Raw genomic sequence first — 22,404 nt, forward strand, 5'->3', positions numbered from 1 at the left:
GGCAACGCACGATCCGCGACCGCGCGATCGGCCGAGCCGATCGTTCCCCCGGGCCACACCGGCGCCTCACCGGCCGTTCGTCCGCCGTACCCCGGCACCCGCCAACGTCGACGGGTGGAGTTCCGGCAGCTGACGACGTTCCTCGCGATCGCCGAGGAGCTGCACTTCGGCCGCGCGGCGGCGCGGCTGCACCTGGCCCAGTCCTCGGTCAGCCAGCAGCTCCAGCGGTTGGAGCGCGAGATCGGGGTGCAGCTCGTCGCCCGCACGTCCCACGACGTGCGGTTGACCGCCGCGGGCCGCGCCTTCCGCGCCGAGGCCGACCGGCTGGTCGAGCAGGCCGCGCGCGCTGCGGAGGTCGCCCGCGACGTCGCCGCGGGCCGGCACGGCACCATCGACATCGGCTACAACCAGGTCGCCGGGCAATGGGTGCTCCCCGCCACCCTGCTCCGGCTGCACGAGGACTACCCGAACCTGGTCGTCCACCTGTGGGAGCGGCTGACCGGCGCGCAGCTCGAGTCGCTCGCCGCCGGCGAGCTGGACGTCTCGCTGCTGTACGGCCGCCCACCCGCGCCCCGGTTCCGCTCCCGGCACATCCTCGACCTGCCGCTGGTGGCCGCGGCGCCCGACGGGCACCCGTGGGCCGCGCGGGGGCAGGCCCGGTTCGCGGAGCTCGCCGAGGTGCCGTGCGTGCTGCCCCGGCGCGACCGGAGCCCGGCCGTGTACGACGCCGTGGTCTCCGTGGCCGCCCGGATCGGCGTCGACCTGTGCGTGGTCGACGAGATCGACGACCCGAGCGCGATGGGGATCGTCGCCCGGACCCAGCAGGTGATCGTGTTCACCTCGGCCGCGCGCGCACGGTCGGCGATGCCCAACGGGCTCGTCGGGGTCCCCATCGTCGACCCGGTCCCCACGCTCGCCATGTACGCCGCATGGCGGCCCGCCACCGACACCCACGTGGTGGACGCGTTCCTCGCGAGCCTGGACAAGGCCGGTCCGCACCGATGGCAAGGGCCGGACATGAGCGGAGAGGCCGACGGGCCCGTCACGACGGGTGGCACAACACCGGGTTCTCCAGCTCGATGCAGGGACGCTGCCCGTGGGCGCGGATGATGTCCCGGCCGACCTCGTTGGTGAGGTACCGGAGGAAGCTGGCGGCCAGCGAGTGGGCAGCGGGCTCCCCGTGGGTGTAGGCGTACTCCGTCTCCCAGAAGGGGTAGGCCCCGTGATCGGCCGCCTCGACCGTGGCCGCATGGCCGTCGATGCGCAGCAGTAGCAGGCCGTCGTGCCCGGATGCCGCCTGCAGCTCGCCGTACCCGAGGGCGCCGGGGGTCTCCGCGACCGCACTCAGCACGTCGTCGGTGGTGGGTCGCTCGCAGCGGATCACGCCCGCCGGGGCACCGCCGCCCACGCTCTTGCAGTCGTCGGAGTTGCGGGCCGGCTCCCACCGACCACCCAGGACCCGGTTCTCGAGCGTCCGGCGGGTGCCGGAGTCGCCGGGCCGGCCGACGAGCCGCACCGGGAGGTCGTTGCCGTTCACATCGGCCCAGTTCGTGATGCGCCCGTCGTAGATCTGCCGGATCTGCTCCAGCGAGAGGTCCTGGACCCCCGCCTCGGGGTTGACCACGATCGTGAAGAGCGGAAAGGCGATCGGCCGGGGCAACAGCAGCGGGTGCCCGTCCCCCTTGGCCCCGTCGGAGAACGAGAGCATCTCCGGGCTCGCCGCCTCGTCCAGGACCCGCAGGCCTTCGATGCTGCCGGTGAAGTCGAAGGCGAAGTCCGCGCCCGGGCACGTGCTCTCGTACGACGCGGCGGACTCCCTCAGGACGGGCGCGAAAGCCGTGGAACCCACGAGGGTGAGCTTCCCGCCGGCGCAGTCCAGCGGGACGTCCCGATCGACGAGGCCGAGCACGAACGGCTCGGTGAGCACGACGAACACGAGGCCGCCCACGAGCACGGTGACCCAGCGCGGCAGCCCGGTGCGGCCTTCGGTCCTCTTGATCCGCCCATCCCGCACGCCACCCGTGATCGTGGCGCGCACCTGCGGATCCCCGAAGCTGTCGGCCCCGTTCCCGTCGGCGCGCTCCAGCACGACGAGGACCTTGTAGTGGGCGGACCGGTTCAGCTTCACCCTGGGGAGCTTGATGACGCCGATGCTCGGGTCGGCGTCGTCCTGCCCCACGCCGAACCCGGCGGCGTTCTGGTGCGGGTCGAAGAACGTCGCCATGTTGGGGTCGCTCAGCTCGGTCGGGACGATCCCGGCCACCTTGCGCCCGGGGAACCTGACGCGGATGCCGGCGGCGTCGCCCGCGGGAACCGCGTAGTCGGTCTCGTCGATCTTCGTCGCGCCGATGTTCTCGATGCGCAGCAGGACGAACGACGGGTCGACCAGCGGCGTGTTGTCCTCCCGCTCCAGCCGCCGCCACGCCCCGGCATGGAGTGAGCTCACGTCGGTGGGGGTCGTGTCCATCTGCACGCGATAGCCGAGACGTTTGCGGCCGACGAATACGAACTCCCAGAGGAACGCGCTGGCCGTGACCACGACACCGATGACGGCGAGAACGATTTCCCAAGGGAAGTTGGACATGACCGCCTACGGTTCGCGGGACAGGTGGGGACCGAACAGCTAAGCAGTCCGTCCTGTCATTCTCCGGCGGCGGCGTGCTCCGTCGACGTGCATTCGCCGAAGATTCGTCCGATGTTTACCGGTCAGCGGTCGAGCCAGGTCGTGGCGAAGAACATGTCGCGGGTCAGGTACCGGACCACGCCCTTGACCTCCGGCTTCGCCACCGTCGAGAGGTACCCGCGGCTGTAGTAGCTCTCCACGAGGTCCTGGTTGGTCAGCAACTGCACCCGCTGGTAGAGCCGGGTGCGCTCGGCCTCGTCCAGGCTCGCGGCCGCCTGGTCGAGCGCGGCGTCCACCTCGGGGTTGGAGTAGTCGCCGTAGTTCTGGCTGCCGCCGGTGTGGAACACGTTCGACGCGGCCGGGTACGGCGCGTCGACCGGGCCGCCGACGTTGCCCCCGACCTGGAAGTCACCGCTCAGCACGACCTGCGAGGAGTACTGCGCCAGGTCGTAGAACAACGGCTTGAGCGTGATCCCGACCGCCGCCATCTGTGCCTGCAGGAACTCCGCGAACGCCACGCGGTTGGGCGCGTTCGTCGTCTTGTACTCGACCGTGGCGCTCCCGCCGTCGGCCACGTACTCCTGCACGAGCTGGCGAGCCCGGTCCGGGTCGTAGGTCGGCCACGCCGCGGTCGCCTCCGGCGTGTTGTACTCGCTGTCGTTCCCGAAGTAGCCGTTCGCCGGCTCCCACTGGCCGCGGTACTGCGTGGCCCCGAGCGCGTCGCGGTCGATCGCGCGGATGAATGCCTCGCGCATCCGGCGGTCGTCGAACGGCGGCCGCTGGAAGTTGAAGAAGCTCCACTCCGCACCGTGACCGGATCCGTAGTAGACGCGCAGGTTGGGGTTCTCGGCCCCGCGGAGCAGCTCGGTGTGGTACCCGCCGAAGATCAGGTCGACGTCGCCGTTCTCCAGGGACGCGTACCGGGTCTCGGTGTCGGGCAGCGGGCGGAACTCGAGCCCGTCCAGCCGAGGCAGGCCGGACTGCCAGTAGTCCGGGTTGCGCGTGAGCTGCATCCGGGAGTCCCGCACCCAGTCGGTCAGCATGAACGGGCCCGCGCCCACGGGGTGCATCGCGATGTCGTCACCCCACTGCTCCAGCGCGGCCGGGGAGATGATCATGCCGAGCGAGCCGCCGGTGAAGTTCGCGGCGAACGCCGCCGGGAACTGCCCGAACGGCTGGTTCAGCCGGAACTCGACGGTCAGCGGGTCGACCGCGCGCATCGCCTCGATCGGCTCGGTGAACCGGTGTCCGGGCGAGGAGGCCTTGTCGATGTGCCGCTGCACGTTGACGATGACGGCCTGGGCGTCCAGCGGCGTGCCGTCGGAGAAGCGCACGCCGGCGCGCAGGCCGAGGAGCCAGGTCCGTCCCCCGTCGGGCGACTCCATCGACTCGGCCATGTAGGGCTCGGGCTTGCCGTCGTCGAGCTTGAGCAGCGAGTCGTAGACCGCCGTCGCCGCCTGGTTGGTGTTCTGGACGGTCGTGTCGAATCCGGCGGCCTCCCGGTCGGTGCCCATGACGAGCACCCCGCCGCTCTTCGGCGTGCCTTCGGAGGCCGGATCCCCGCCGTACGGGTTGGTGGTGCGGATGACGCTCTCGCCGCCGGGCGCCTGGTCCATGCCGGGCGCCGCTCCGCACCCGGCCACCAGCAGGGCGGCGAGCCCGGCCGCGGCGACGGCGAACGTCCTCGACCGACCCCGCGCAGACGTCCCACTCATTTCGCACCAACTCCTTTGTCAGTGGCTGCGAGTCACATGCCGGTCGCGGAGGCCTCAGGTGTGCATTCGTCGGCATTGCTGGTGGGAAGCCGGGCCGGAACCGATTGTCCGTTGCAGATCAACGGCTCACTGCATCAGCAGCGCGGCAGCTGCGCAATACGCCGAATGTCTCGTCGATGACCTGGCCCGGGCATGGTGCTGCTGCGCCGCATCGTCGACGATCCACCCGACCTGCACGGGGTGGACGGACCGCTGGGCGAGGTGGTCGCCGCCTGCCTGGCCAAGCGGGCGGCCGACCGGCCCACCGCCGCGGAGCTCGGTGCGTCGCTCGAGCCGCGCCTCGGCTCGCCGGATGCGGGGTGGCTGCCCGCGCCGCTCGCCGCACTGCTCCCGCCGGCTCCCGACATCGCGGTGCTCCGGGCCGCCGCCGACACCGTCGTGGCCCGCCCCGCTGCCCGGATCGGGCGTCCCGACCTCGGCGCCGAACAGCCCGCATCCGGTCGGGCGCCGCGCGCTGCTCGCCGCAGTCGGCCTCACGGCCGTCAGTGGGGTCGCGACGGCGGTGTCGCTCACGTCCCGGTCCCCACCGCAGTCGCCGACGGCACCGTTGCCGTGACCACGCGCGGGGTCACGCTCCTCGCGGCGCGACGCCGTACAGGGCCTGGTCGACCAGCCGCTCGGCGATCGACTCGTCGAAGGGCACCTTGAGGACGAGCAGGCGGTGGTAGCACGCACCCCACAGGTGGTCCACGACGATGTCGAGGTCGGCGTCCTCGCGCAGCTGGCCCTCCCGCTGGGCCACGCGCAGGCGTTCCCGGGCGAGCTCGCGGCGGGGCAGCGCGTAGCGCTCCGACCACGCAACCGCGAGGCTCGGGTCCATCTGCGCCGCGCCGACGATCTCGGACACCGGCTTCTCCGCGCCCTCCACCTTCAGCCACCGGACGAACGCGGCCAGCTGGGTGATCAGGTCGGCCCGCACGTCACCGGTGTCGGGGAAGTCCAGCACCCGCCGGCTCTGGGCGAAGTACGCCTCGGCCGCCAGCGCGCCCGGCGAGGGCCACCACTTGTAGAGCGTCGTCTTGCTGGCCCCCGCCTCCGCCGCCACCCGATCGAACGTGACCGCCTGCATCCCGTCGCGCAGCAGGATGCCCCCGGCCGCCGTGAGCACGGCTGCGCGTACCTCCGCGGCGGGCCGGCGACCCCTGCCCCGCCGCGCCGCTGTGGCCTCTGACACGCCACCCCCACTTGTGGACGATCCGTTCATTTCTGCGTAGTCTTACATATGAACGATCTGTCCATATCTTGCGGGAGGGTTCGCACCATGACGACCACCACGGAGCGCGTCGCGCTCGTCACCGGCGGATCGGGCGGCATCGGGAGGGCCGCCACGGAGCGCCTGGGCGCCGGCGGCTTCGCCGTCGTCGTGCACTACGCGGGCGGCAAGGACCGCGCCGAGAAGACCGCGGACGCCGTGACCCGCGCCGGGGGCCGAGCGGTCGTCGCGGGCGGGGACATCGCGGACGAGACCGAGATGGCCGCCGTCTTCGACGTCGCGGAACGCGAGCTCGGCGGCGTCGACGTCGTCGTCCACACCGCGGGCATCATGCCGCTGGCACCGGTCGCGCAGATGGACCTCGACACCTTCGACCGCGTCCAGCGCACCAACGTCCGCGGGACGTTCGTCGTCGACCAGCTCGCCGCCCGGCGGGTGCGCAGCGGCGGCGCGATCATCAACTTCTCCACGTCGGTCACCCGGCTGCAGATTCCGGGCTACGGCGCCTACGCCGCGTCCAAGGGGGCGGTCGAGGCCCTGACGCTGATCCTCGCGCGCGAGCTGCGCGGCCGCGACATCACGGTGAACGCCATCGCGCCCGGCCCCACCGCCACACCCCTGTTCTTCGAGGGCAAGACCCAGGACGTGATCGACCGGATCGCGGCGATGAACCCGATGGAACGCCTCGGCACCCCGGAGGACATCGCCGAGATCGTCGCGTTCCTCGCGGGGCCCGCCCGCTGGGTCAACGGCCAGGTTCTCCACGTCAACGGTGCGGCAGCGTGATGACCGGGCCGCGGACCTCCATCGGCCTGCGTACAGCGGTCGCCGCGGTCGCCGTCGTCGTGCTGGGCGGATGCTCCGGCGCACCGGACGCGGCGACGCCGTCGCGCTCCGGCCCGGCGGGGGCGGTCGCGACCCTCGGCGAGCCGCTCGAGATGGCGACGGCCCTCGAGGCGCCCTGGGGGCTCACCTTCCTCCCCGACGGATCGGCGCTCGTGTCCGAGCGCATCAGCGGCGAGATCGTGCGCATCCCGCCGGAGGGCGGCCCCCCGCGCACGGTCGGTGTCGTCCCCGGGGTGCACGTGAGCTCGGAGGGAGGGCTGCTCGGCATCGTGGCCTCCCCCGGCTTCGCGACCGACCGCACCGTGTACGCCGCCGTCTCCGGCGAGGACCGCAACCGCGTCGTCGCGCTCACCATCTCCGACGACCACGGTTCCCTCGCCGTCTCACGGGTGCTGCTCGACGGCATCCGGACCGCCGACCGGCACCACGGCGGTCGCATCGTCATCGGGCCGGACGGGCACCTCTGGATCGGGACGGGCGACGCCTTCGAACCCGACAACGCCGCCACCGACGACTCGCTCAACGGCAAGATCCTCCGCATCGCCGTCGACGGCTCCGTGCCCGCGGACAACCCCGGGCCGTCACCGATCTACTCGAGCGGCCACCGCAACGTCCAGGGGATCGCGTTCGGGCCCGACGGCACGCCCTACGCGTCCGAGCTCGGGCACCGCACCTGGGACGAGGTCAACGTGCTGCGCGCGGGCGCCGACTACGGCTGGCCCGAGACCGAGGGCATCGCCGGTTCGACGGGCGAGGCCCCGATCGCCGTCATCCACCCCGACGAGGCCAGCCCGTCCGGCGTCGCCTACGCCGCGGGGTCGCTGTGGATCGGCGCGCTGGGCGGCCGGCGGCTCTGGCAGCTCCCCGTCGAGGGCGGCGCCGCGACCGCCGAGCCGATCGCCCACCTCGTCGGCGAGCTCGGCCGGATCCGCACCGTAGAGATCGCCCCCGACGGAGCGCTCTGGGTCGTCACGTCGAACACCGACCGCGCCACCTGGGGTGGCACCGCGCCGCGCACGGGCGACGACCGGATCCTGCGGGTCGAGGTGAACCCCGTCTGAAGGTCATTCCTTGCCGCGGGCGGCCCGGAACCTGTGCAGGCCCGCACCGAGATCGACCAGCGGGGGCGGGTAGTCCAGCGTCCGGCGGGTGTCGTCCGGGAGCTTCCAGGGCTCGTGCACCGCGGAGCCTGCGACGTCGCCCAGCTCCGGCACGTAGCGGCGCACGTAGTCGCCGTGCGGGTCGTGGCGCCGCGCCTGCGCGAGCGGGTTGTGCACCCGGTTGGGCCGCGTGTCCGTACCCGTACCGGCCACCCACTGCCAGTTCAGCTGGTTGTTCGCGACGTCGCCGTCGATCAGCAGGTCGAGGAAGTGGCGTGCACCGAGCCGCCAGTCCAGGTACAGCGTCTTGGTCAGGAAGCTGGCCACGACCAACCGGGCGCGGTTGTGCATCCACCCCTCGGCGGCCAGCTGCCGCATCCCGGCGTCCACGATCGGATAGCCGGTCCGGCCGGCCTTCCAGGCCGTGAGCTCGCGCTCGTCGTGCCGCCACCGGTCGCCGCGATCGCGGTAGTCCTCCCGGGACGCCCGCGGGTTGGCGGCGAGCACCTGGTGGTGGAAGTCGCGCCACGCCACCTGCCGCACGAATGCCTCGGCGCCCGGCGAGCCGCGGCCGACCCGCCGGACGACCTCGACCGGGGACAGGCATCCGAAGTGCAGGTACGGCGACAACCGCGACGTCGCGTCGGTGGCGAGGGCGTCGTTGTCGTCGGCGTACCGGTCCACCTCGCCGGTCCAGGCCTCCAGCCGCCCGCGGGCCTCCCGTTCCCCACCGGGCAGCAGGTTCGGCGATCGCTCGCCGGCGGCGAGCTCCTCGGGTGCCGGTAGCGAGCCGCCCCGGATCCGCGGCTGCCGCAGCCGCCGCGGCGGGGGCAGCGGCTCCCGCAGCGACCGCTGTGACCACCGCCGGAAGTACGGGGTGAACACCGCGAAGTGGTCGCGGCCGGCCGGTACCAGCGCGCCCGGGGCCACCGCAGTGGTGACCTCCTCGTGCACCACGAGCTCCCGGCCGTCGGCGGCGAGGCCGGCCTCGAGCAGGTCCTGCCTGCGCTGGGCGAAGCCGCTGACGTCCGACGCGACGTGCACCTGCCGGGCACCCACCTCGGCCGCCACCCGGCGCGCCTCCGCCACGACGGCTCCCCGGCGCACCACGAGCCGCCCGCCGCGATCCCGCAACCCGGCATCCAGCTGTTCCAGGCACTGCGCGAGGAACGTCGCCCGGTTCGGGCAGACGTACCCGCTCCCGATCACACCGTCGTCGACGACGAACAGCGGCACGACGCGCTCAGCCGCTGCGGCGGCCGCGACCAGCACCGGGTTGTCGTGCACCCGTAGATCACGGGTGAACAGGGCGACGGCGACATCTCCCACGGGCCCGTTCCCACTACACCGGTTCGCCGTCGCGCTCGGCGGCCCGTGGTTCGAGATCGTCCGCGCAGACCGATGCGTCCGGGCACCCACGCTCGGTAGCGAAGATCTCCGAGGGGCGCCGGGGACCCAGGAAGTTCCGGTACGCACCGCGCGCACCCCGTGAGAACCCGTCGCCCGCACGTACGTCGATCTGCTCGTTGCCGATCACCGCTGCCTCCTTGGGATCAGAGCGTGGGCACGGGGCAGGGTTGCCGGACGGGTGCGCAACAAACGCGACGCGTCAGCGAGTCAGCCCATGCTGATGCTCGGGTCGATGAACTCGTTGGTGTAGAGGGATGCCGGGTCCGGGATCTGCGTGATCGTCCCCTGCTCCTGCAGGATCGGGCCGAAAGTCGACACGATCTGCTGCATGCGGGCCGGGTCGAACCGCCCGAACACCCCCGAGGCCGGGTCATCGGTCACCAGTCCCTGATCCCGCATCGCCTGCACCGCGTAGTCGGCAACACCCGGCGAGTACGCCCACCCCGTCTGGTAGGCCTCGGCGAGCTCGACGATCAGCGCGTTCGTCGGACCCGGATCGGCCAGATAGTCCAACTGCGCCCGCTGCATGATCGGCACCAGCTTCGTGAGGCACGGCCGCAGCTGCTCCAGCCGGTCCGCGCGCACGGACAACGCCGACGGGTACACCGAGTAGCCGTAGTCGGCCAGCTTCTGATACCCCACCGGCCGCCCCCACTCGGCGATCTCCTGCCCGTAGACGTAGGGCTCGTTCGTGACGTAGCCCTGCTGCATGATCCGCGGGTCCGACACGAACCGCGCCGGCGTGCCCTCGTAGCTGCTGTCCACCTGGTCCGGCCCGATGATCCCCTGCTTCTGCAGCAGCGCGAACAGGACCGGCTCGGACGTCACCACGGGCACGCCGCTCGCCGCCACGTCGCGCAGGGTCTGCGCGCCCGGGTGCGACGCCGGGTCCCACATGAGCATCACGGGGCTGGTCGTCAGCTGCGAGACGACCGCCACGGTCGGTTGGTCGTCCGACGCGGCGATCCCCACGTCCGAGTACACGGCGCCGAGCACGATGCTGTCGTCGAGCCGCATGACGGCGGGCACCGGCTGGAAACCGATGGCCGAACCGCCTGGGCGCACCTCGATGTCCACACCCGTGTCGACGCCCTGCGCCACCAGCGAACCACGCACCCGCTTCGCGTCGGCGTCGATCGTGCGGTCCGGCCCGACCAGGCTGTACATCCCGCCGTACTCGGCCTCGGGGTACCAGTCCTGCTGCATCACGACGGTCGCGGGGCACGCCCCGCCGAGGTCGAGCGGACCACCGGCCGGCGCGGCCGCGTCGGCGGGAGATGGGGCGGGAGCCGGGGCCGTCTCGCCGCCCGCACACGCAGTGAGCACGAGCGCGGCGGCGAGGCAGGTGGCGAGAGCCGCGGTCCGCAGGCCGATCGTCCGTCTCATGTGGGAGCGCTCCTGGAGGATCGGCGACAGAGAGTTCCTGAATGTACCGATCGCGTGAACGCCGGCTCATCGGGCTGATCGAGATGCCCGTGTGGAGGCGAACCGCACGAGGCGCGAAGATGGGTCCGTGACCGACGAGAAGCCGACCTCCGACGCCGGTACCGGGATCGACACGACCGTCCCGCACTCGGCGCGGGTCTGGAACTACTGGTTGGGCGGCAAGGACAACTACGCCGTCGACCGGGATACCGGCGACGCCGTGATCGAGGTCTATCCGCAGATCAGGGTGAACGCGCGGGAGTCACGGGCGTTCCTGGGGCGGGTGGTGCGGTTCCTGGCCGGCGACGCCGGGATCCGGCAGTTCCTCGACATCGGCACCGGCCTACCGACCGCGGACAACACCCACGAGGTCGCACAACGCGTCGCCCCGGACGCCCGGGTCGTCTACGTCGACAACGACCCGCTGGTGCTCGCGCACGCCCGCGCGCTGCTCGTCGGCACGCCGGAGGGCGTCACCAAGTACCTGCACGCCGACATCCGCGACGTCGAGCGCCTGATGGGGGGCGCGGCGGAGATCCTCGACTTCCGCGAACCGGTCGCCGTGCTCATGCTGGGCGTGCTCGGGCACGTGCACGACACCGACCAGGCCCGCTCGCTCGTCACGCAGATCCTCACCCGGGTGCCCCCGGGCAGCTACGTCGTGATCTGCGACGCGATCCTGACCGAGGCGAGGCGGAAGGCCGAGCAGACGTACGCCGAGACCGACGGCGTGCACTACCACGCCCGCGACCCCGAGGCCATCGCCTCGTTCTTCGACGGGCTCGAGTGGGTCGAGCCGGGGTTCACCTCGGTCTCGTTGTGGCGGGCCGCCACCCCCGCCGAGGGCCCGGGCAGCAACGTGCAGCCGATCACGTCGCCGGTCGACCAGTACGGCGGGGTCGCGCGGAAGCCGTAGCGCGCCTGCTGCCTACGGCATCACCGGGTAGGACCTCTCCGGAACGGTGTCGGCCTGCTTCTCCAGCGTGTTGATGCTGACGTGCGGCCACTTGACGCGCCCGGGGCCGCCGTCGGCGCGGGGCAGGAAGTCGAGCTGGACGACCTGCGCGTACTGCAGCCGCAGGCGTGGGTTGCCTGCGGGATCGGTCTCCGCGAGCTCCTGGATCCAGAACGTCGCCTTCATCTCGGACGCGTTGGCCTGCGCGACGACGAAGGGGATGTTGTTGATCCCGCCCGACGCCACGGTGGTGTCGAACTCGAGCTTCGTCGTCCGGACGATGTCGACGCCCTGGTTGGCGGCGGCGAGGAGCGCCGTCGGGTCGGTCGGGTCGAACAGCCCCTCGAAGGGGTTGTCGTGGAAGTGCTTGTAGGGGGCGAGGTAGCCGTTGGTCTCGATGTCCTGGTCGACGCCGATGGGGAGGGCGTTGACGGCCGGGATGCTCGGCGGGCCGTCGGCCACCGCGGAGTTGCCGAGGGCCAGTGCGGCGTCGCCGTGCGGGATGGTGGCCAGGCGGGCGATGTTCGGGCCGCCCTCGGTCCGGTCGAGCATGTTGAGGAACAGGCCCGGCTCGTGGTGGATGGCGAGATCCGGGGCACCGGCCAGTCCACTCCGCGGGAAGTCGTCGGCCACCGTCTGCTTGATGCCCTGCTCGTAGTCCAGGGTCACGACGGTCTGGTCGGTGTTCGACGTCACCCCGTCCACGTTCGTGATGCCGCGGTTGGGGACCGCCTTGTCCACGAGGAAGAAGTTGAGGGCCTCGTTGTACCGGTTGACCAGCAGCCGGTAGTTCGGCCGGAACGGGCTCCCGCTGGGCTGCGCGAACGGCAGCGCGATCATGTTCCAGCCGCGACCTTCCAGGTCCGGCTCGTTCCTCCAGGTGCCGGGCAGCAGTGCGAACGGTCCGAGGGCCGGGTCACCGGTGACGGCCGGCTCGACGCGGCGGCCCTCGCCCCGCAGCCGGGCGATCTGCTCGGTGGACACTGGCTGTGACATCGACGCGTCCTTCCGTGATGGCTGTGGAAGTGACGATGGCGAGGCCCGCGGTCCTGATACGTTGAGACGAAGACCGCTTCCGCCGCACGGCCTAATGCCTGCTCAGAGCAGCCCCTTGGTGTGGGCCTGCTCGATCACCGCCAGGGTCGAGCGCAGGTGCTGCACGGTCAGCTCGACGGCCGCGTCCCCGTCCCGCCTGCGGTAGATCTCGAGCATCCCCTGGTGCTCCGTGTTGGCTTCCTCGACCTGCTGGGGGCGCGCGTCCAGGGAGACGGCCACGTAGCCCGCGGCGGGCTGGACACCGTACGACGGGCGCCCGGTGACCGGGCGCGTGGTGCGCACCTACCTGCGGGGCCGGCTCGTCGCGGCCGACGGATCGCCCGTCGGCGACCGCGAGGGGCGGTTCCTGCCCGGTTCGGGTGCGGCCCGCTCGTAGGGGCGCCCAGGATCAGGCGTTGCCGGCCTCGGCGCGCTCCTTGGCATGCCGGTCGGTCGCGGCCTGGATGGCGGCGCCCTGGCGCTGGTCGAGCTCGGCCCAGCGGGAGACGGCGTAGTCGGAGGCCTGCTGCAGGCGCGCGGCGCTCCCCTGGAAGCGCGGCTTCACGTGGTCGGCGAACAGCTCGTAGCTCTTCAGGGTGGCCGCGTGCCGCGCCCACTCGTGGTGGATCAGCAGGTAGGAGCCGAAGCCACCGGACTGCTTCTCCAGCCGCTCGACCTGTGCGACGGCCTCGTCCGGCGTGCCGATCACCCCGAGTCCGGTCTCGTTGACCCAGGCGACCCGCTCCTCGAACGTCGCGCCCGCAGCGCGGAAGTGCGGCGCGGCGAGGACCTTCTGCGTGTAGTCGCACCACGCGTCGAGGCCGTGGCGCACGTCCTCGATCGCCTGCTCCTTCGTCTCGGCCAGGTGCATGGGGCCGCAGAGGCGCCAACCGGTGCGGTCGGGCGTGTGCCCGAACTGCGGCGCCCGCTCCGCCATCACGTCCCAGTGCAGGGCGAGGGCGTCGAAGCCACCCGCCGGCGCGGTGGCGCCGACCGACAGCAGGTGCAAGCCGTTCTTCGACGCCACCCGCGGACCGGTCGGGCTGGCGATGGCGGCGACGGCGATGTCGAAGTCGCTGTAGGGCGCGTACTGGGTCCGCGCGTCGTGCAGGCGGTAGCGCGGCGTCTCGTGGGTGACCGCCTCGCCCCGCAGGATCGCCATGAGGACGTCGACGTCCTCCTCGAACGCGCCGCGCTGCTCCTCCAGCGAGATGCCGATCATCGTCGCGTCGACGGGGAGCGCGCCCGGGCCGAGCCCGAGCATGAACCGCCCGCGCAGCAGCCGGTCGGTGAACAGCGCGCGGTCCGCGACCCACAGCGGGTTGTGGTACGGCAGCGACACGACACCCGTGCCGAGCTTGATGTGCCGGGTCTGCGGCGCCGCGTAGGCGATGAAGATGAACGGGTCGGGGATGAGCTCGTGGCCGCACGAGTGGTGCTCGCCGATCCACGCCTCGTCGAAGCCGAGCATGTCCATGTGCCGGATCACCGCGAGGTCACGCTCGATCGCGTAGGTGGGGTCCTGGCCCACCGGGCAGTGGAACGGGGCCATGAACGTACCGAACCTCAATGCCATGCTCAGCTCCCTTGCTGATCATCCCCGGAACGCCGCGCAGTCAGCGCATCCCCCACTCACCCATCTTGAATCCCGTCGACGGCGACGTCCAGGTGGAGTCACAGGTCCGGCCAGCCGAGCCGGAGGTGGGAGAAGGCGGCGTCCAGGGCGGCGGTCGGGTCCCGTTCCGTTCCGGCGAGATCGGGGATCTCCAGGACGTAACGGGCCAGCAGGCGAAGGGACAAGTCGTCGGCGTCCCGGCCGGCCTGCTCGGCGACGACCCGGGCGAGCGTGGCTTCGCAGCCGGTCCACAGTGACCTGGCGTGGGCCCGGAGACCCGGTGTGGCGACCACCAGTGCCGCGATCCGGCGTGCTTCCGGCTCGGGATCGGGGTCGAACGGGCCCCGGGTGGCGAGGAAGTCCCGCAGGGCCTGCAGGACGGAGACCCCGGCCGGGCGCTGCCGGACCGCGGCCGTCAGGGCCCGCTCACGTTCGTCCCCGTCGCCGAGGACCAACGCCTCCTTCCCGCCGGGGAAGTGCGCGAACAGCGTGGAGACCGCCGTGTCCGCGGCTTCGGCGACCTCGGCGACGGTGACCTCGTCGAACCCCCGCTCGAGGAAGAGCTGCCGGGCCGCGGCGGCCAGGGCCCGGCGGGTGGCGGCCTTCTTCCGCTCCCGCCGACCCGGTGCCTGTGTCTCCGTCACGCCGTCACAGTACTCGTAGTTACTCCGAAAATTTAGCGCGTGCATAATCGGATCCAGTTCGATCCTCGACGCACGGGAGCCGACATGCCGTTCCTCGCCACCGGGCAGCACTGGGACGTCCACCGGGTCCCCCCGGCCGAGGGCAAGACCTTCCTGGTGACCGGCGGGAACGCGGGCATCGGGTACTTCGTCGCCGAACAGCTCGCCGGCACCGGGGCCACCGTCGTCCTGGGCAGCCGGCACACCGCCAAGGCCACCGCCGCCATGACCGCGATCCGGTCCCGTGTCCCCGACGCCCGGGTGCGTCACCTTCCGCTGGACCTGTCCGACCCGGCCGCGCTCCGGCTCTCGGTGGACTCGCTGGAGCTGGATCGCCTCGACGCGATCGTGTGCAACGCCGGCGTGTTGTTCGACCACCCGCGACGGCGCGAAACCCGGGACGGCCACGAGTGGACGTTCGCCACCAACCACCTGGGGCACTTCGCGTTGGCCGGCCGGCTGGCGCCCCTGCTGTCGGCGGCGCCGGCCGGCCGGGTCGTCACCACCGGCAGCTTCGTGGCGAAATCCGCACGGCTGGACCTCGATGACCTCCAGGTCACCCGGGGATACCGGCCGAAGGACGCCTACGCCCGGTCCAAGCTGGCACAGATGCTGTTCGGCTTCGAACTCGACCGCCGCCTGCGCGCTGCGGGGAGCACGACGCTCAGCGTGGTGAACCACCCCGGCGGCGCGCTGGATCCACTGACCCCGTCCCGCCCACCGGTCCACCGCCGGACCACGGGCCAACGCCTGCGCGGCCTGCCCGCAGGCGTCCTCCTCCAGGGCAAGCACGCCGCCGCGTGGCCCGCGGTCCGCGCGGTCCTCGACCCCGCGGTGCAGGGCGGGCAGCTGTGGGGGCCCAGGGTCCTCGGACTTCGTGGTGCACCCCGGCAGGAGCCGGTGCGGGGGGTGCTGGCCGACACCGCGCTCGCCGCTCGCCTGTGGACGGCGAGCGTCGATCTCACCGGCGTGGATCCTTTCGCGCGGTGACGCTCGACGTGGGGCGTAACCCTGAAGCGTCCACACGGACGACGTAGACACCAGCGGTTTTTGATCTTGCCGAGAGCCCGCTCAGGTCTACGTCGAGCGCGTGGAGGCCGGGCCGAGGCCCCGGAGCCGGCGACCTCGGAGTCTCGGGTGTGCGGGCGTGGTGATCGCCAGGAGGCGGTTGGTAATTCGATTTAACGACCGGTAGCGTTGCAGCGTGCCCGAGAGCTGTCAACCCGCAGGCAACGCCCGCGCCCGCCGGGCGAAGATCAGCGATGTCGCCCGCGCAGCCGGCGTGAGCCCCGCGATCGTCTCCCGCCTCCTGCGCGGGGACGAGACGCTCCGGGTGCGTACGGAGACGCGCGAGCGCGTGCTCGCCGTGGCCGCCGAGATGCACTACACGCCCAACGAGGTTGCCCGCGCCCTGCGCCGCTCCGAGGTCGGGATCATCGGGATGGCGGTGCACGACACCAGCAACCCCGTGTACAGCGAGATCCTGGCCGGTGCCCAGGCCGAGGCCAGCGCCTCCGGCTTCGCGTTGCTGCTCGCCGACGCCGACGAGCTGGCCCGCAACGACCGCACGTTCGAGCAGCTGGTGCACGGCAACCGCATCGACGGGCTGCTGCTCCAGCGGGGCGAGGGGCCGGCCGACGCGGTGCTCGCCCGGATCACCTCCACCGAGCTGCCGCTCGTGCTGATCAACGACCGCGCATCGGGCTCCACCGGCAGCGTGGCCCTCGACGACGAGGCGGCGACGTACCTGGCGACGCGCCACCTCGTCGAGCTCGGGCACACGGCCGTCGCACACCTGCACCTCGGCGTGCCCCGTGAGCGGTCCGGGGCGCGCACGAGGGGCTGGTCGCGGGCCCTGCGGGAAGCCGGGCTGCCCCGGGGCGAGCAGCGCAAGGGCGGGCACACGACGACCGAGGGGCATCGGGCACTCCTCCGGCTGGCCCGCGGCGCGTCGACGGCCGTGGTCGTGAGCAACGTGCTCGCGGCCGTCGGCGCGGTGAGCGCGGCCCGCGAGCTCGGCCTGCGCGTCCCCGAGGACCTGTCGATCGTCGCCGTGCACGACGTGTTCTTCGCCGAGCACCTCGTGCCGCCCCTGACGGTGGTCCGCCTGCCGCTGCACGAGCTGGGCAGGCGCTCGGTGGCGGCCCTGCTGGCGCAGCTGCGCGGCGAGCCCGCCCGGCACGAGACCGTCGCCACTCCCCCGCCGGAGCTCGTCGTGCGCGCCTCCACCGGCCCGCCACCAGGACCCCTCAGCCGCCCGGGCCGTTCTTGACATACTCGATCTTGGCGGGCCGCTCGCCCACCAGCCGGTGCCCGGGCCGCCAACCGCACGCCTCGTAGAACGAGTTGGCCGCGCCGTTGTCCGCGAAGCTCTCGAGTCGGATGGTCACGTGGTGGGCGAGGAGTGCCGCTTCCGCGTGCTGCAGCAGCAGGCGGCCCAGCCCTCGACGGTGGTGATCCGGGTCGATCATCATCAGGTCGATCGTGGGGCCGTCGACGATGGAGAAGCCGATGATCCGGCCTCCCCCGTCGACGAGGCAGTGCACTCCGCCCTGCTCCAGGTGGTTCGCCACGTGGGCATCCGAGGCACCGCCGCCGATGAACCCGTCCACCCCGTCGTCCCCGAGGAAGGCGCGGTAGCACGTGTCGATCGTGCGCCGCGCGAGCGCCTGCAGGTCGTCGAGGTCCTCCCCGCTCGCGGGTCGGATCGTGGTCGTGGACAACGACGCGCAGACGTGTCGCAGAGCTTCGAGGCCGGCGGCGACGGCGGGTTTGTCCTGCGAGCCCGCGCGGACGGCGACGACCACGCGCCGGATCGGCACGGGCGGGGTCCCGACGACGATGCGCCGGATGTCGTGCCGCGTGGGGAGCTCGGCCAGGCGCGGCACCAGTGCGACGCCGAAGCCCCGGGCGACGAGGGCCGCACCGGTGTCCCACTCGTCGGCGTGGTGGGCGATCTCGGGCGCGAACCCGGCACCGACGCAGGCGAGCGTGACGAGCTGGTGGTAGGCGCGTCCGGGGTTGGCGCAGATCCAGGGATCGGCGGCCAGGTCGCTGAGGGCGACGTCGTCGCGACCGACGAGCGGGTGCTCGGGCCCGACGAGGACGTCGAGCGGCTCGTCGTAGAGGACGCGCTGGTGGAACGCCGTGTCGGTCACCGGCGGGATGTCCGGCGTCGCGACGACCACGGCGATGTCCGCGTCGTCGGCGGCGAGCAGGTCGAACGCGCGAGCCGGTTCGGTCTCGCGCAGCCGCAGGCGCAGCGCGGGGTGGTCGCGGCGTAGGCGGTCGAGGGCCGGGGGCACGATGGCCGCGGCCGCGGTGGAGAACGCGCAGAAGCGCAGCCACCCACCCACGTCACCGGCGCGGTGGGCGGCGAGATCGGCCTGGGCCCGCTCCCACTGGCCGGCGAGGGTCCGTCCGTGGGCGAGCAGCGTGCGTGCGGCCGCGGTGAGGCGCACCCCGCGCCCGACCGGTTCGAGCAGGGCGACGTCCAGCTCGCGGGCAAGCGCCTGGATCTGGTGCGAGGCGGCGGACGGGGTCAGCCGGCACACCTCCGCGGCGGCGGTCACCGTGCCGTGGCGCTCGATCGCCCGGAGCACCTTCAGCCGCCGATCAATCATGTACGAACGGTACAAGGTTGCCGGTTCGATTCTTCGATGGACGCGAACGGTGGGTCGCGCCGACACTTCCGGCAGCACGCGCCCCGTCTCGAAGGGAGAGCACCCGAGATGACTGCCGACACGGCTGCCGGGACCACGGTGGGCGCACCCGCCGACCCCCGTGCGGCGCTCCCGGCCCGCCCCGTCGACCCGGCGCGGTTCACCGAGGAAGCCACCTACCGCCACACCCGGCTGCCGGTGGAGCTGGCGTCGACCCTGATCCCCGATGCCTACAGCTCCCCCGAGTTCTTCGCCCTCGAACGGGAGAAGGTGTTCACGACCGGCTGGGTGGCGGTCGGGTTCGTGAGCGACGTGGACCGTCCCGGCGCCTGCATCGTCGCCGACGTCGCCGGCCGGTCGATCATCATCACCCGCAACCGGTACGGGCGGCTGCGGGGCTTCCACAACGTCTGCCGGCACCGCGCCACGAAGCTGCTCGACCCGGACGCCCGCGAGGTCGGCCACCGCGGCCGCATCCGCTGCCCGTACCACAGCTGGACCTACGACACGGACGGCACGTGCCTGGGGACACCGCTGTTCGAGGGCTCCGACGTCCCCGCCGGGCAGGAGGCCATCTTCGACACCTCGGTGGCCAAGGGCTTCGACCGGGCCGACTACGGCCTGCTCGAGGTCGCCGTCGACAGCTGGGGCTTCTTCCTGTTCGTCAACCTGGCCACCGACCCGGCACCGCTCGAGAGCCATCTCGGCGACCTGCCGGCGCGCTTCGCCGGCCACCGGCTCGAGACGTGGACCCCGCGGCGTCGCCGCAGCTACGACGTCGCCGCGAACTACAAGCTCGTCGGCGAGAACTTCATGGAGTACTACCACCTGCCCTGGGTCCATCGTGAGCTCAACCAGGTCTCCCGGTTCTCCGACCACTACCGCTGGCAGGGGCCCGGCATGTACACCGGGATGTGCACGACCCCGGTGTCGCGCAACACCCAGGCGGGCGGCTGGGACGGCCTGGCCCCGCTGAGCTCGCTCGGGGAGCGGGACGCCGACAGCGGCCGGTTCGTCTGGCTGTTCCCCAGCACCGCGCTGGTCGTGCTGCCCAACCACGCCTTCGTGCTGCTCAACCGGCCCGTCGGCCCGAACCGCACGGTGGAGTCCGCCGTGCTGCTGACCCATCCCGAGGCCCTCGACGACCCCGCCGCCGAGGGCGGCCTCGACCAGCTGGAGGCCTTCTGGGACCTGGTCAACCGGCAGGACCTGGAGATCGTGGAGCGGGTCCAGGAAGGCATCGAGAACCCCGCCTACCGCGGAGGACGGATGTGCTTCCGGTTCGAGGAGCCGCTGCACCGCTTCCAGAACATGGTCATCGACAGGATGGTCGGCATCGACCGGGTGCCCGGGGGCGACGAGGACCCGATGACCCGCATGTTCCCGGACCCGGCGGGAGCGCGCGGGTCGTCGGGTAGACCTCCAGGGTGATATCCCGTGAGCGGGCCGGAACCGGGGTTAGGGTCGCTGCCGACCCGCGCCCGACCGGCATCAGGAGGACCACGTGACGGATGCGCTCTCGGCGGCGGCGCTGTTGATGGAACGCCAGTTCGACGACCCGGAGCTGTTGGCGGCCACCGACCGCGCACCGGACACCCCGGTGCTGCCCGATGTGACCGTCCTCAAGATCGGCGGCCAGAGCCTGATGGACCGGGGCCGGTCCGCGGTGTTCCCGGTGGTCGACGCGCTGGTCGAGCTCAAGGCCGCCCACCGGCTGCTGATCGGCACCGGCGGCGGCACCCGGGCGCGGCACGTCTACTCGCTGGCCGCCGAGCTCGGCATGCCGGCCGGCGTCCTGAGCTCCGTCGGTGCGGCGGTAGCCGGTCAGAACGCGGAGATGCTCGGCTACCTGATGGCGCGCCACGGCGTCCCGGTCGTCGGGCCGTCCGCGTTCGGGGTGATCGCCCTGCACCTCGCCGAGACCGGCGCCGCGATCTTCCCCGGCATGCCGCCCTACGACCTGTGGCAGCGCCTCCCCGAATCCGGTGTCATCCCGCCCTACCGCACCGACGCGGGCTGCTACCTCGTCGCGGAGACCTACGGCTGCCGCCGCATGATCTTCGTGAAGGACGAGGACGGCCTCTACACCGCCAACCCCAAGACCGACCCGGATGCGACCTTCATCCCGCGCATCACCGTGGACGAGCTGGTCGAGCTCGACCTGCCCGACGTCATCATCGAACGCCCCGTACTCGAGCTCATGCGCTCCGCGCGCCACGTCCGGGAGATCCAGGTGGTCAACGGCCTGCGCCCGGAGCTGATCCGGCGGGCCGCGGACGGCGAGCACGTCGGCACGATCATCACGGCTGCCTGAGGAGCGAACATGACCGAACCCGCCGCAGCGTCACCCGGTGAGACGGCCTCCAAGGACGTGCCGTCGCTGCTCATGCGCCAGACCCTCCTCGACCGCGAGCTGACCAGGCCCGCCGAACGGTCGGTGGTCCGGCTGCTGCCCTGGCTGAACGTCGTCGCCATCGGCGGGCGTTCGATCATGGATCGGGGCCGCGACGCGGTCCTGCCGCTCGTCGACGAGCTGCGCGGCGCGCTCCCCGAACACCGGATGCTGATCCTCACCGGCGCCGGGATCCGCGCCCGGCACGTGATCGGCGTGGGCCTGGACCTCGGGCTCCCCACCGGCGCCCTCGGCGGGCTCGCCGCCACCGAGGCCGAGCAGAACGCGCACCTGCTCGCCGCGCTCCTCGCCGCGGACGGCGTGTCCTACCTGCCCCACGGCACGGTGGCCCACCAGCTGGCGACACACCTGGCGGCCAGCCGCGCCGTGGTCGCCAACGGCTACCCGCCCTACGGGGTGCACGAGTTCCCGCCCGCGGTCGGGAAGATCCCCCCACACCGCTCCGACGTGGGCGCGTTCCTGCTCTCCGACGCCTACGGCGCGGCCCGCACGATCTACGTCAAGGACGTCGACGGCGTCTACCGCGGCACCCCGGGGGACCGCGACGCGTTCGTCCCGCAGATCGGCGCCCGCGAGCTCCTCGACCTGGACCTGCCCGGGCTCCCGATCGACCGGCTCGTACTGCAGATGATGGCCAACGCCCGGCACGTCACCCAGATCCAGGTCGTCAACGGCCTGGCACCGGGCGCCCTGACGAAGGCGCTGGCCGGGGACCACGTCGGCACCGTCATCACCTCCGGCCGAGGGGACGCCTAGCCGCGGGTCCCCGTGTCTAGGCTGGGCGGATGCATCTCGGGCTGGCCGAGTGGGTCGTGCTGGCGGTGCTCGACGAGCGCCCGGCGCACGGGTTCGCCATCGCGGCGCTGACCGCCGACGACGCCGAGCTGGGCAGGATCTGGCAGCTCCCCCGCCCGGTCGTCTACCGCGCGCTGAACCGGCTGCACGAGGCAGGCCTGATCCGGCCCGAGGCGATCGAGTCGGAGGCCGGCCCGCAGCGCACCGTCTACGCCGCCACCCCGGCAGGGCGGGCCCGGGCGGCGGAATGGCTGTCCGCACCGGTACGGCACGTCCGGGAGATGCGGTCGCAGTTCCTGCTCAAGCTCGCCCTCCTCCAACGCCGAAAGGACGACCCCGCCCCGCTGCTCGCCCGGCAGCACGAAACCCTCACCGCCATCGCGGCCGGGCTCGATGCGGAGGTCGCGCCGGCGGCCGGCTTCGACACGATCATGCTCGACTGGCGGCGTTCCACCACCCGTGCCGCCCTCGAGTTCGTCGAGGGCCTCGAGCCCCGCTACTCGTCGAAGACGTAGACCCACGCCTCGGCCCCCGAGGCGAGCGGAACCCGGATGCGGACGTAGTCGTCGACCTCGTACCGGTCGGCCGCATCGATGTCCGCCGCGCTCACCCGGAAGGCGGTGCCCGGCACGGCCGCGGACAGCTCCGCGGCCGGCCGGAGCACCGGATGACGATCACTACCGCTGGTGGCGATCACGACCGGATCCGTGATCACGAGCACCTCGGCGGAGTAGCCCGAGATCGTGTCGTCCCACCCGTCGAGGATCCGGCCGAACACCACCTCCTGCACCTCCGGCTGCCGCAGCGTGCCGTAGGAGAACAGGATGTCGTCCTGCACGTCCGGATCGCCCCCT

The 22,404-nt window shown here is 72.4% G+C and carries 22 protein-coding genes; 10 read left to right on the forward strand and 12 right to left on the reverse strand.

Going from position 1 to position 22,404, the window contains the following annotated elements:
- Window positions 1-114: 114 nt before the first annotated feature.
- On the forward strand, window positions 115-1,110 hold the full coding sequence (locus ACU436_RS05040; RefSeq protein WP_459022086.1) for a LysR family transcriptional regulator: 996 nt from the start codon (window positions 115-117) through the stop codon (window positions 1,108-1,110).
- Here ACU436_RS05040 and ACU436_RS05045 read toward each other — a convergent pair.
- From ACU436_RS05045 to ACU436_RS05060, 4 genes are all read right to left on the reverse strand, one after another.
- Window positions 1,043-2,584, reverse strand: coding sequence for a PstS family phosphate ABC transporter substrate-binding protein (locus tag ACU436_RS05045; RefSeq protein ID WP_459022088.1), 1,542 nt, complete (start codon window positions 2,582-2,584; stop codon window positions 1,043-1,045). The genes ACU436_RS05040 and ACU436_RS05045 overlap by 68 nt on opposite strands.
- Before the next feature lie 122 nt (window positions 2,585-2,706).
- Complete coding sequence (locus tag ACU436_RS05050) at window positions 2,707-4,338, reverse strand: ABC transporter substrate-binding protein (protein ID WP_459022090.1); 1,632 nt, start codon at window positions 4,336-4,338, stop codon at window positions 2,707-2,709.
- Window positions 4,339-4,464: 126 nt separating this feature from the next.
- On the reverse strand, window positions 4,465-4,875 hold the full coding sequence (locus ACU436_RS05055) for a hypothetical protein (protein ID WP_459022092.1): 411 nt from the start codon (window positions 4,873-4,875) through the stop codon (window positions 4,465-4,467).
- Window positions 4,876-4,966: 91 nt separating this feature from the next.
- Entirely contained in the window at window positions 4,967-5,572 is a 606-nt protein-coding gene (locus tag ACU436_RS05060) for a TetR-like C-terminal domain-containing protein (RefSeq protein ID WP_459022093.1), read from the reverse strand.
- 87 nt (window positions 5,573-5,659) lie between these two features.
- Here ACU436_RS05060 and ACU436_RS05065 point away from each other — a divergent pair, with 87 nt between their 5' ends.
- The gene (locus ACU436_RS05065) at window positions 5,660-6,397 is read left to right on the forward strand and encodes an SDR family oxidoreductase (RefSeq protein WP_459022095.1); all 738 of its coding nucleotides are present in this window, start codon (window positions 5,660-5,662) and stop codon (window positions 6,395-6,397) included.
- The gene (locus ACU436_RS05070; RefSeq protein WP_459022096.1) at window positions 6,397-7,518 is read left to right on the forward strand and encodes a PQQ-dependent sugar dehydrogenase; all 1,122 of its coding nucleotides are present in this window, start codon (window positions 6,397-6,399) and stop codon (window positions 7,516-7,518) included. The genes ACU436_RS05065 and ACU436_RS05070 overlap by 1 nt, the downstream gene beginning before the upstream one ends.
- Window positions 7,519-7,521: 3 nt before the next feature.
- Here the strand turns inward: ACU436_RS05070 and ACU436_RS05075 are convergent, their stop codons facing one another.
- Together ACU436_RS05075 and ACU436_RS05080 are read right to left on the reverse strand one after the other, a co-directional pair.
- On the reverse strand, window positions 7,522-8,886 hold the full coding sequence (locus ACU436_RS05075; RefSeq protein WP_459022097.1) for a cryptochrome/photolyase family protein: 1,365 nt from the start codon (window positions 8,884-8,886) through the stop codon (window positions 7,522-7,524).
- Between the two features lie 288 nt (window positions 8,887-9,174).
- A complete protein-coding gene (locus ACU436_RS05080) occupies window positions 9,175-10,353 on the reverse strand; it encodes a substrate-binding domain-containing protein (protein ID WP_459022098.1) in 1,179 nt (392 codons plus the stop codon).
- Between the two features lie 127 nt (window positions 10,354-10,480).
- On the opposite strand from ACU436_RS05080, the gene ACU436_RS05085 reads away from it, so the two are divergent.
- On the forward strand, window positions 10,481-11,308 hold the full coding sequence (locus ACU436_RS05085; RefSeq protein ID WP_459022099.1) for an SAM-dependent methyltransferase: 828 nt from the start codon (window positions 10,481-10,483) through the stop codon (window positions 11,306-11,308).
- Between the two features lie 12 nt (window positions 11,309-11,320).
- Here ACU436_RS05085 and ACU436_RS05090 read toward each other — a convergent pair whose 3' ends face one another.
- The 4 genes from ACU436_RS05090 to ACU436_RS05105 all read right to left on the reverse strand — a co-directional run bounded on the left by ACU436_RS05090 (window position 11,321) and on the right by ACU436_RS05105 (window position 14,641).
- Entirely contained in the window at window positions 11,321-12,343 is a 1,023-nt protein-coding gene (locus ACU436_RS05090; protein ID WP_459022100.1) for a heme-binding protein, read from the reverse strand.
- A gap of 102 nt (window positions 12,344-12,445) precedes the next feature.
- Window positions 12,446-12,622 (reverse strand): FCD domain-containing protein, encoded by a 177-nt coding sequence (locus ACU436_RS05095; RefSeq protein WP_459022102.1) that lies wholly within the window; start codon window positions 12,620-12,622, stop codon window positions 12,446-12,448.
- A gap of 169 nt (window positions 12,623-12,791) precedes the next feature.
- Window positions 12,792-13,958 carry an LLM class flavin-dependent oxidoreductase gene (locus ACU436_RS05100; RefSeq protein WP_459022104.1) on the reverse strand — a complete coding sequence of 389 codons (1,167 nt, stop codon included), beginning with the start codon at window positions 13,956-13,958 and terminating at the stop codon, window positions 12,792-12,794.
- Window positions 13,959-14,056: 98 nt separating this feature from the next.
- Window positions 14,057-14,641 (reverse strand): TetR/AcrR family transcriptional regulator, encoded by a 585-nt coding sequence (locus ACU436_RS05105; RefSeq protein ID WP_459022105.1) that lies wholly within the window; start codon window positions 14,639-14,641, stop codon window positions 14,057-14,059.
- An 84-nt stretch (window positions 14,642-14,725) separates the two neighbouring features.
- Between ACU436_RS05105 and ACU436_RS05110 the strand changes: the two genes are divergently transcribed.
- Both ACU436_RS05110 and ACU436_RS05115 read left to right on the forward strand, forming a co-directional pair.
- Window positions 14,726-15,670 carry an SDR family NAD(P)-dependent oxidoreductase gene (locus ACU436_RS05110; protein WP_459022107.1) on the forward strand — a complete coding sequence of 315 codons (945 nt, stop codon included), beginning with the start codon at window positions 14,726-14,728 and terminating at the stop codon, window positions 15,668-15,670.
- Window positions 15,671-15,884: 214 nt separating this feature from the next.
- On the forward strand, window positions 15,885-16,952 hold the full coding sequence (locus ACU436_RS05115; protein WP_459022109.1) for a LacI family DNA-binding transcriptional regulator: 1,068 nt from the start codon (window positions 15,885-15,887) through the stop codon (window positions 16,950-16,952).
- On the opposite strand, the gene ACU436_RS05120 is transcribed toward ACU436_RS05115, so the two are convergent.
- Window positions 16,930-18,303, reverse strand: coding sequence for a GNAT family N-acetyltransferase (locus ACU436_RS05120; protein WP_459022111.1), 1,374 nt, complete (start codon window positions 18,301-18,303; stop codon window positions 16,930-16,932). The two genes, ACU436_RS05115 and ACU436_RS05120, sit on opposite strands and share 23 nt — an antisense overlap.
- Before the next feature lie 108 nt (window positions 18,304-18,411).
- On the opposite strand from ACU436_RS05120, the gene ACU436_RS05125 reads away from it, so the two are divergent.
- The 4 genes from ACU436_RS05125 (at window position 18,412) to ACU436_RS05140 (ending at window position 22,065) form a co-directional block, all read left to right on the forward strand.
- The gene (locus ACU436_RS05125; RefSeq protein ID WP_459022112.1) at window positions 18,412-19,773 is read left to right on the forward strand and encodes an aromatic ring-hydroxylating oxygenase subunit alpha; all 1,362 of its coding nucleotides are present in this window, start codon (window positions 18,412-18,414) and stop codon (window positions 19,771-19,773) included.
- Window positions 19,774-19,846: 73 nt separating this feature from the next.
- Window positions 19,847-20,656 (forward strand): amino acid kinase family protein, encoded by an 810-nt coding sequence (locus tag ACU436_RS05130; RefSeq protein ID WP_459022114.1) that lies wholly within the window; start codon window positions 19,847-19,849, stop codon window positions 20,654-20,656.
- Window positions 20,657-20,665: 9 nt separating this feature from the next.
- On the forward strand, window positions 20,666-21,511 hold the full coding sequence (locus ACU436_RS05135) for an amino acid kinase family protein (RefSeq protein WP_459022115.1): 846 nt from the start codon (window positions 20,666-20,668) through the stop codon (window positions 21,509-21,511).
- A gap of 29 nt (window positions 21,512-21,540) precedes the next feature.
- Window positions 21,541-22,065 carry a PadR family transcriptional regulator gene (locus tag ACU436_RS05140; RefSeq protein WP_459022117.1) on the forward strand — a complete coding sequence of 175 codons (525 nt, stop codon included), beginning with the start codon at window positions 21,541-21,543 and terminating at the stop codon, window positions 22,063-22,065.
- Here the strand turns inward: ACU436_RS05140 and ACU436_RS05145 are convergent.
- The gene (locus ACU436_RS05145) at window positions 22,047-22,388 is read right to left on the reverse strand and encodes a gamma-glutamylcyclotransferase family protein (protein WP_459022118.1); all 342 of its coding nucleotides are present in this window, start codon (window positions 22,386-22,388) and stop codon (window positions 22,047-22,049) included. The genes ACU436_RS05140 and ACU436_RS05145 overlap by 19 nt on opposite strands.
- Window positions 22,389-22,404 lie beyond the last annotated feature (16 nt).

This window comes from Pseudonocardia wallangbongensis (genome assembly GCF_054486945.1).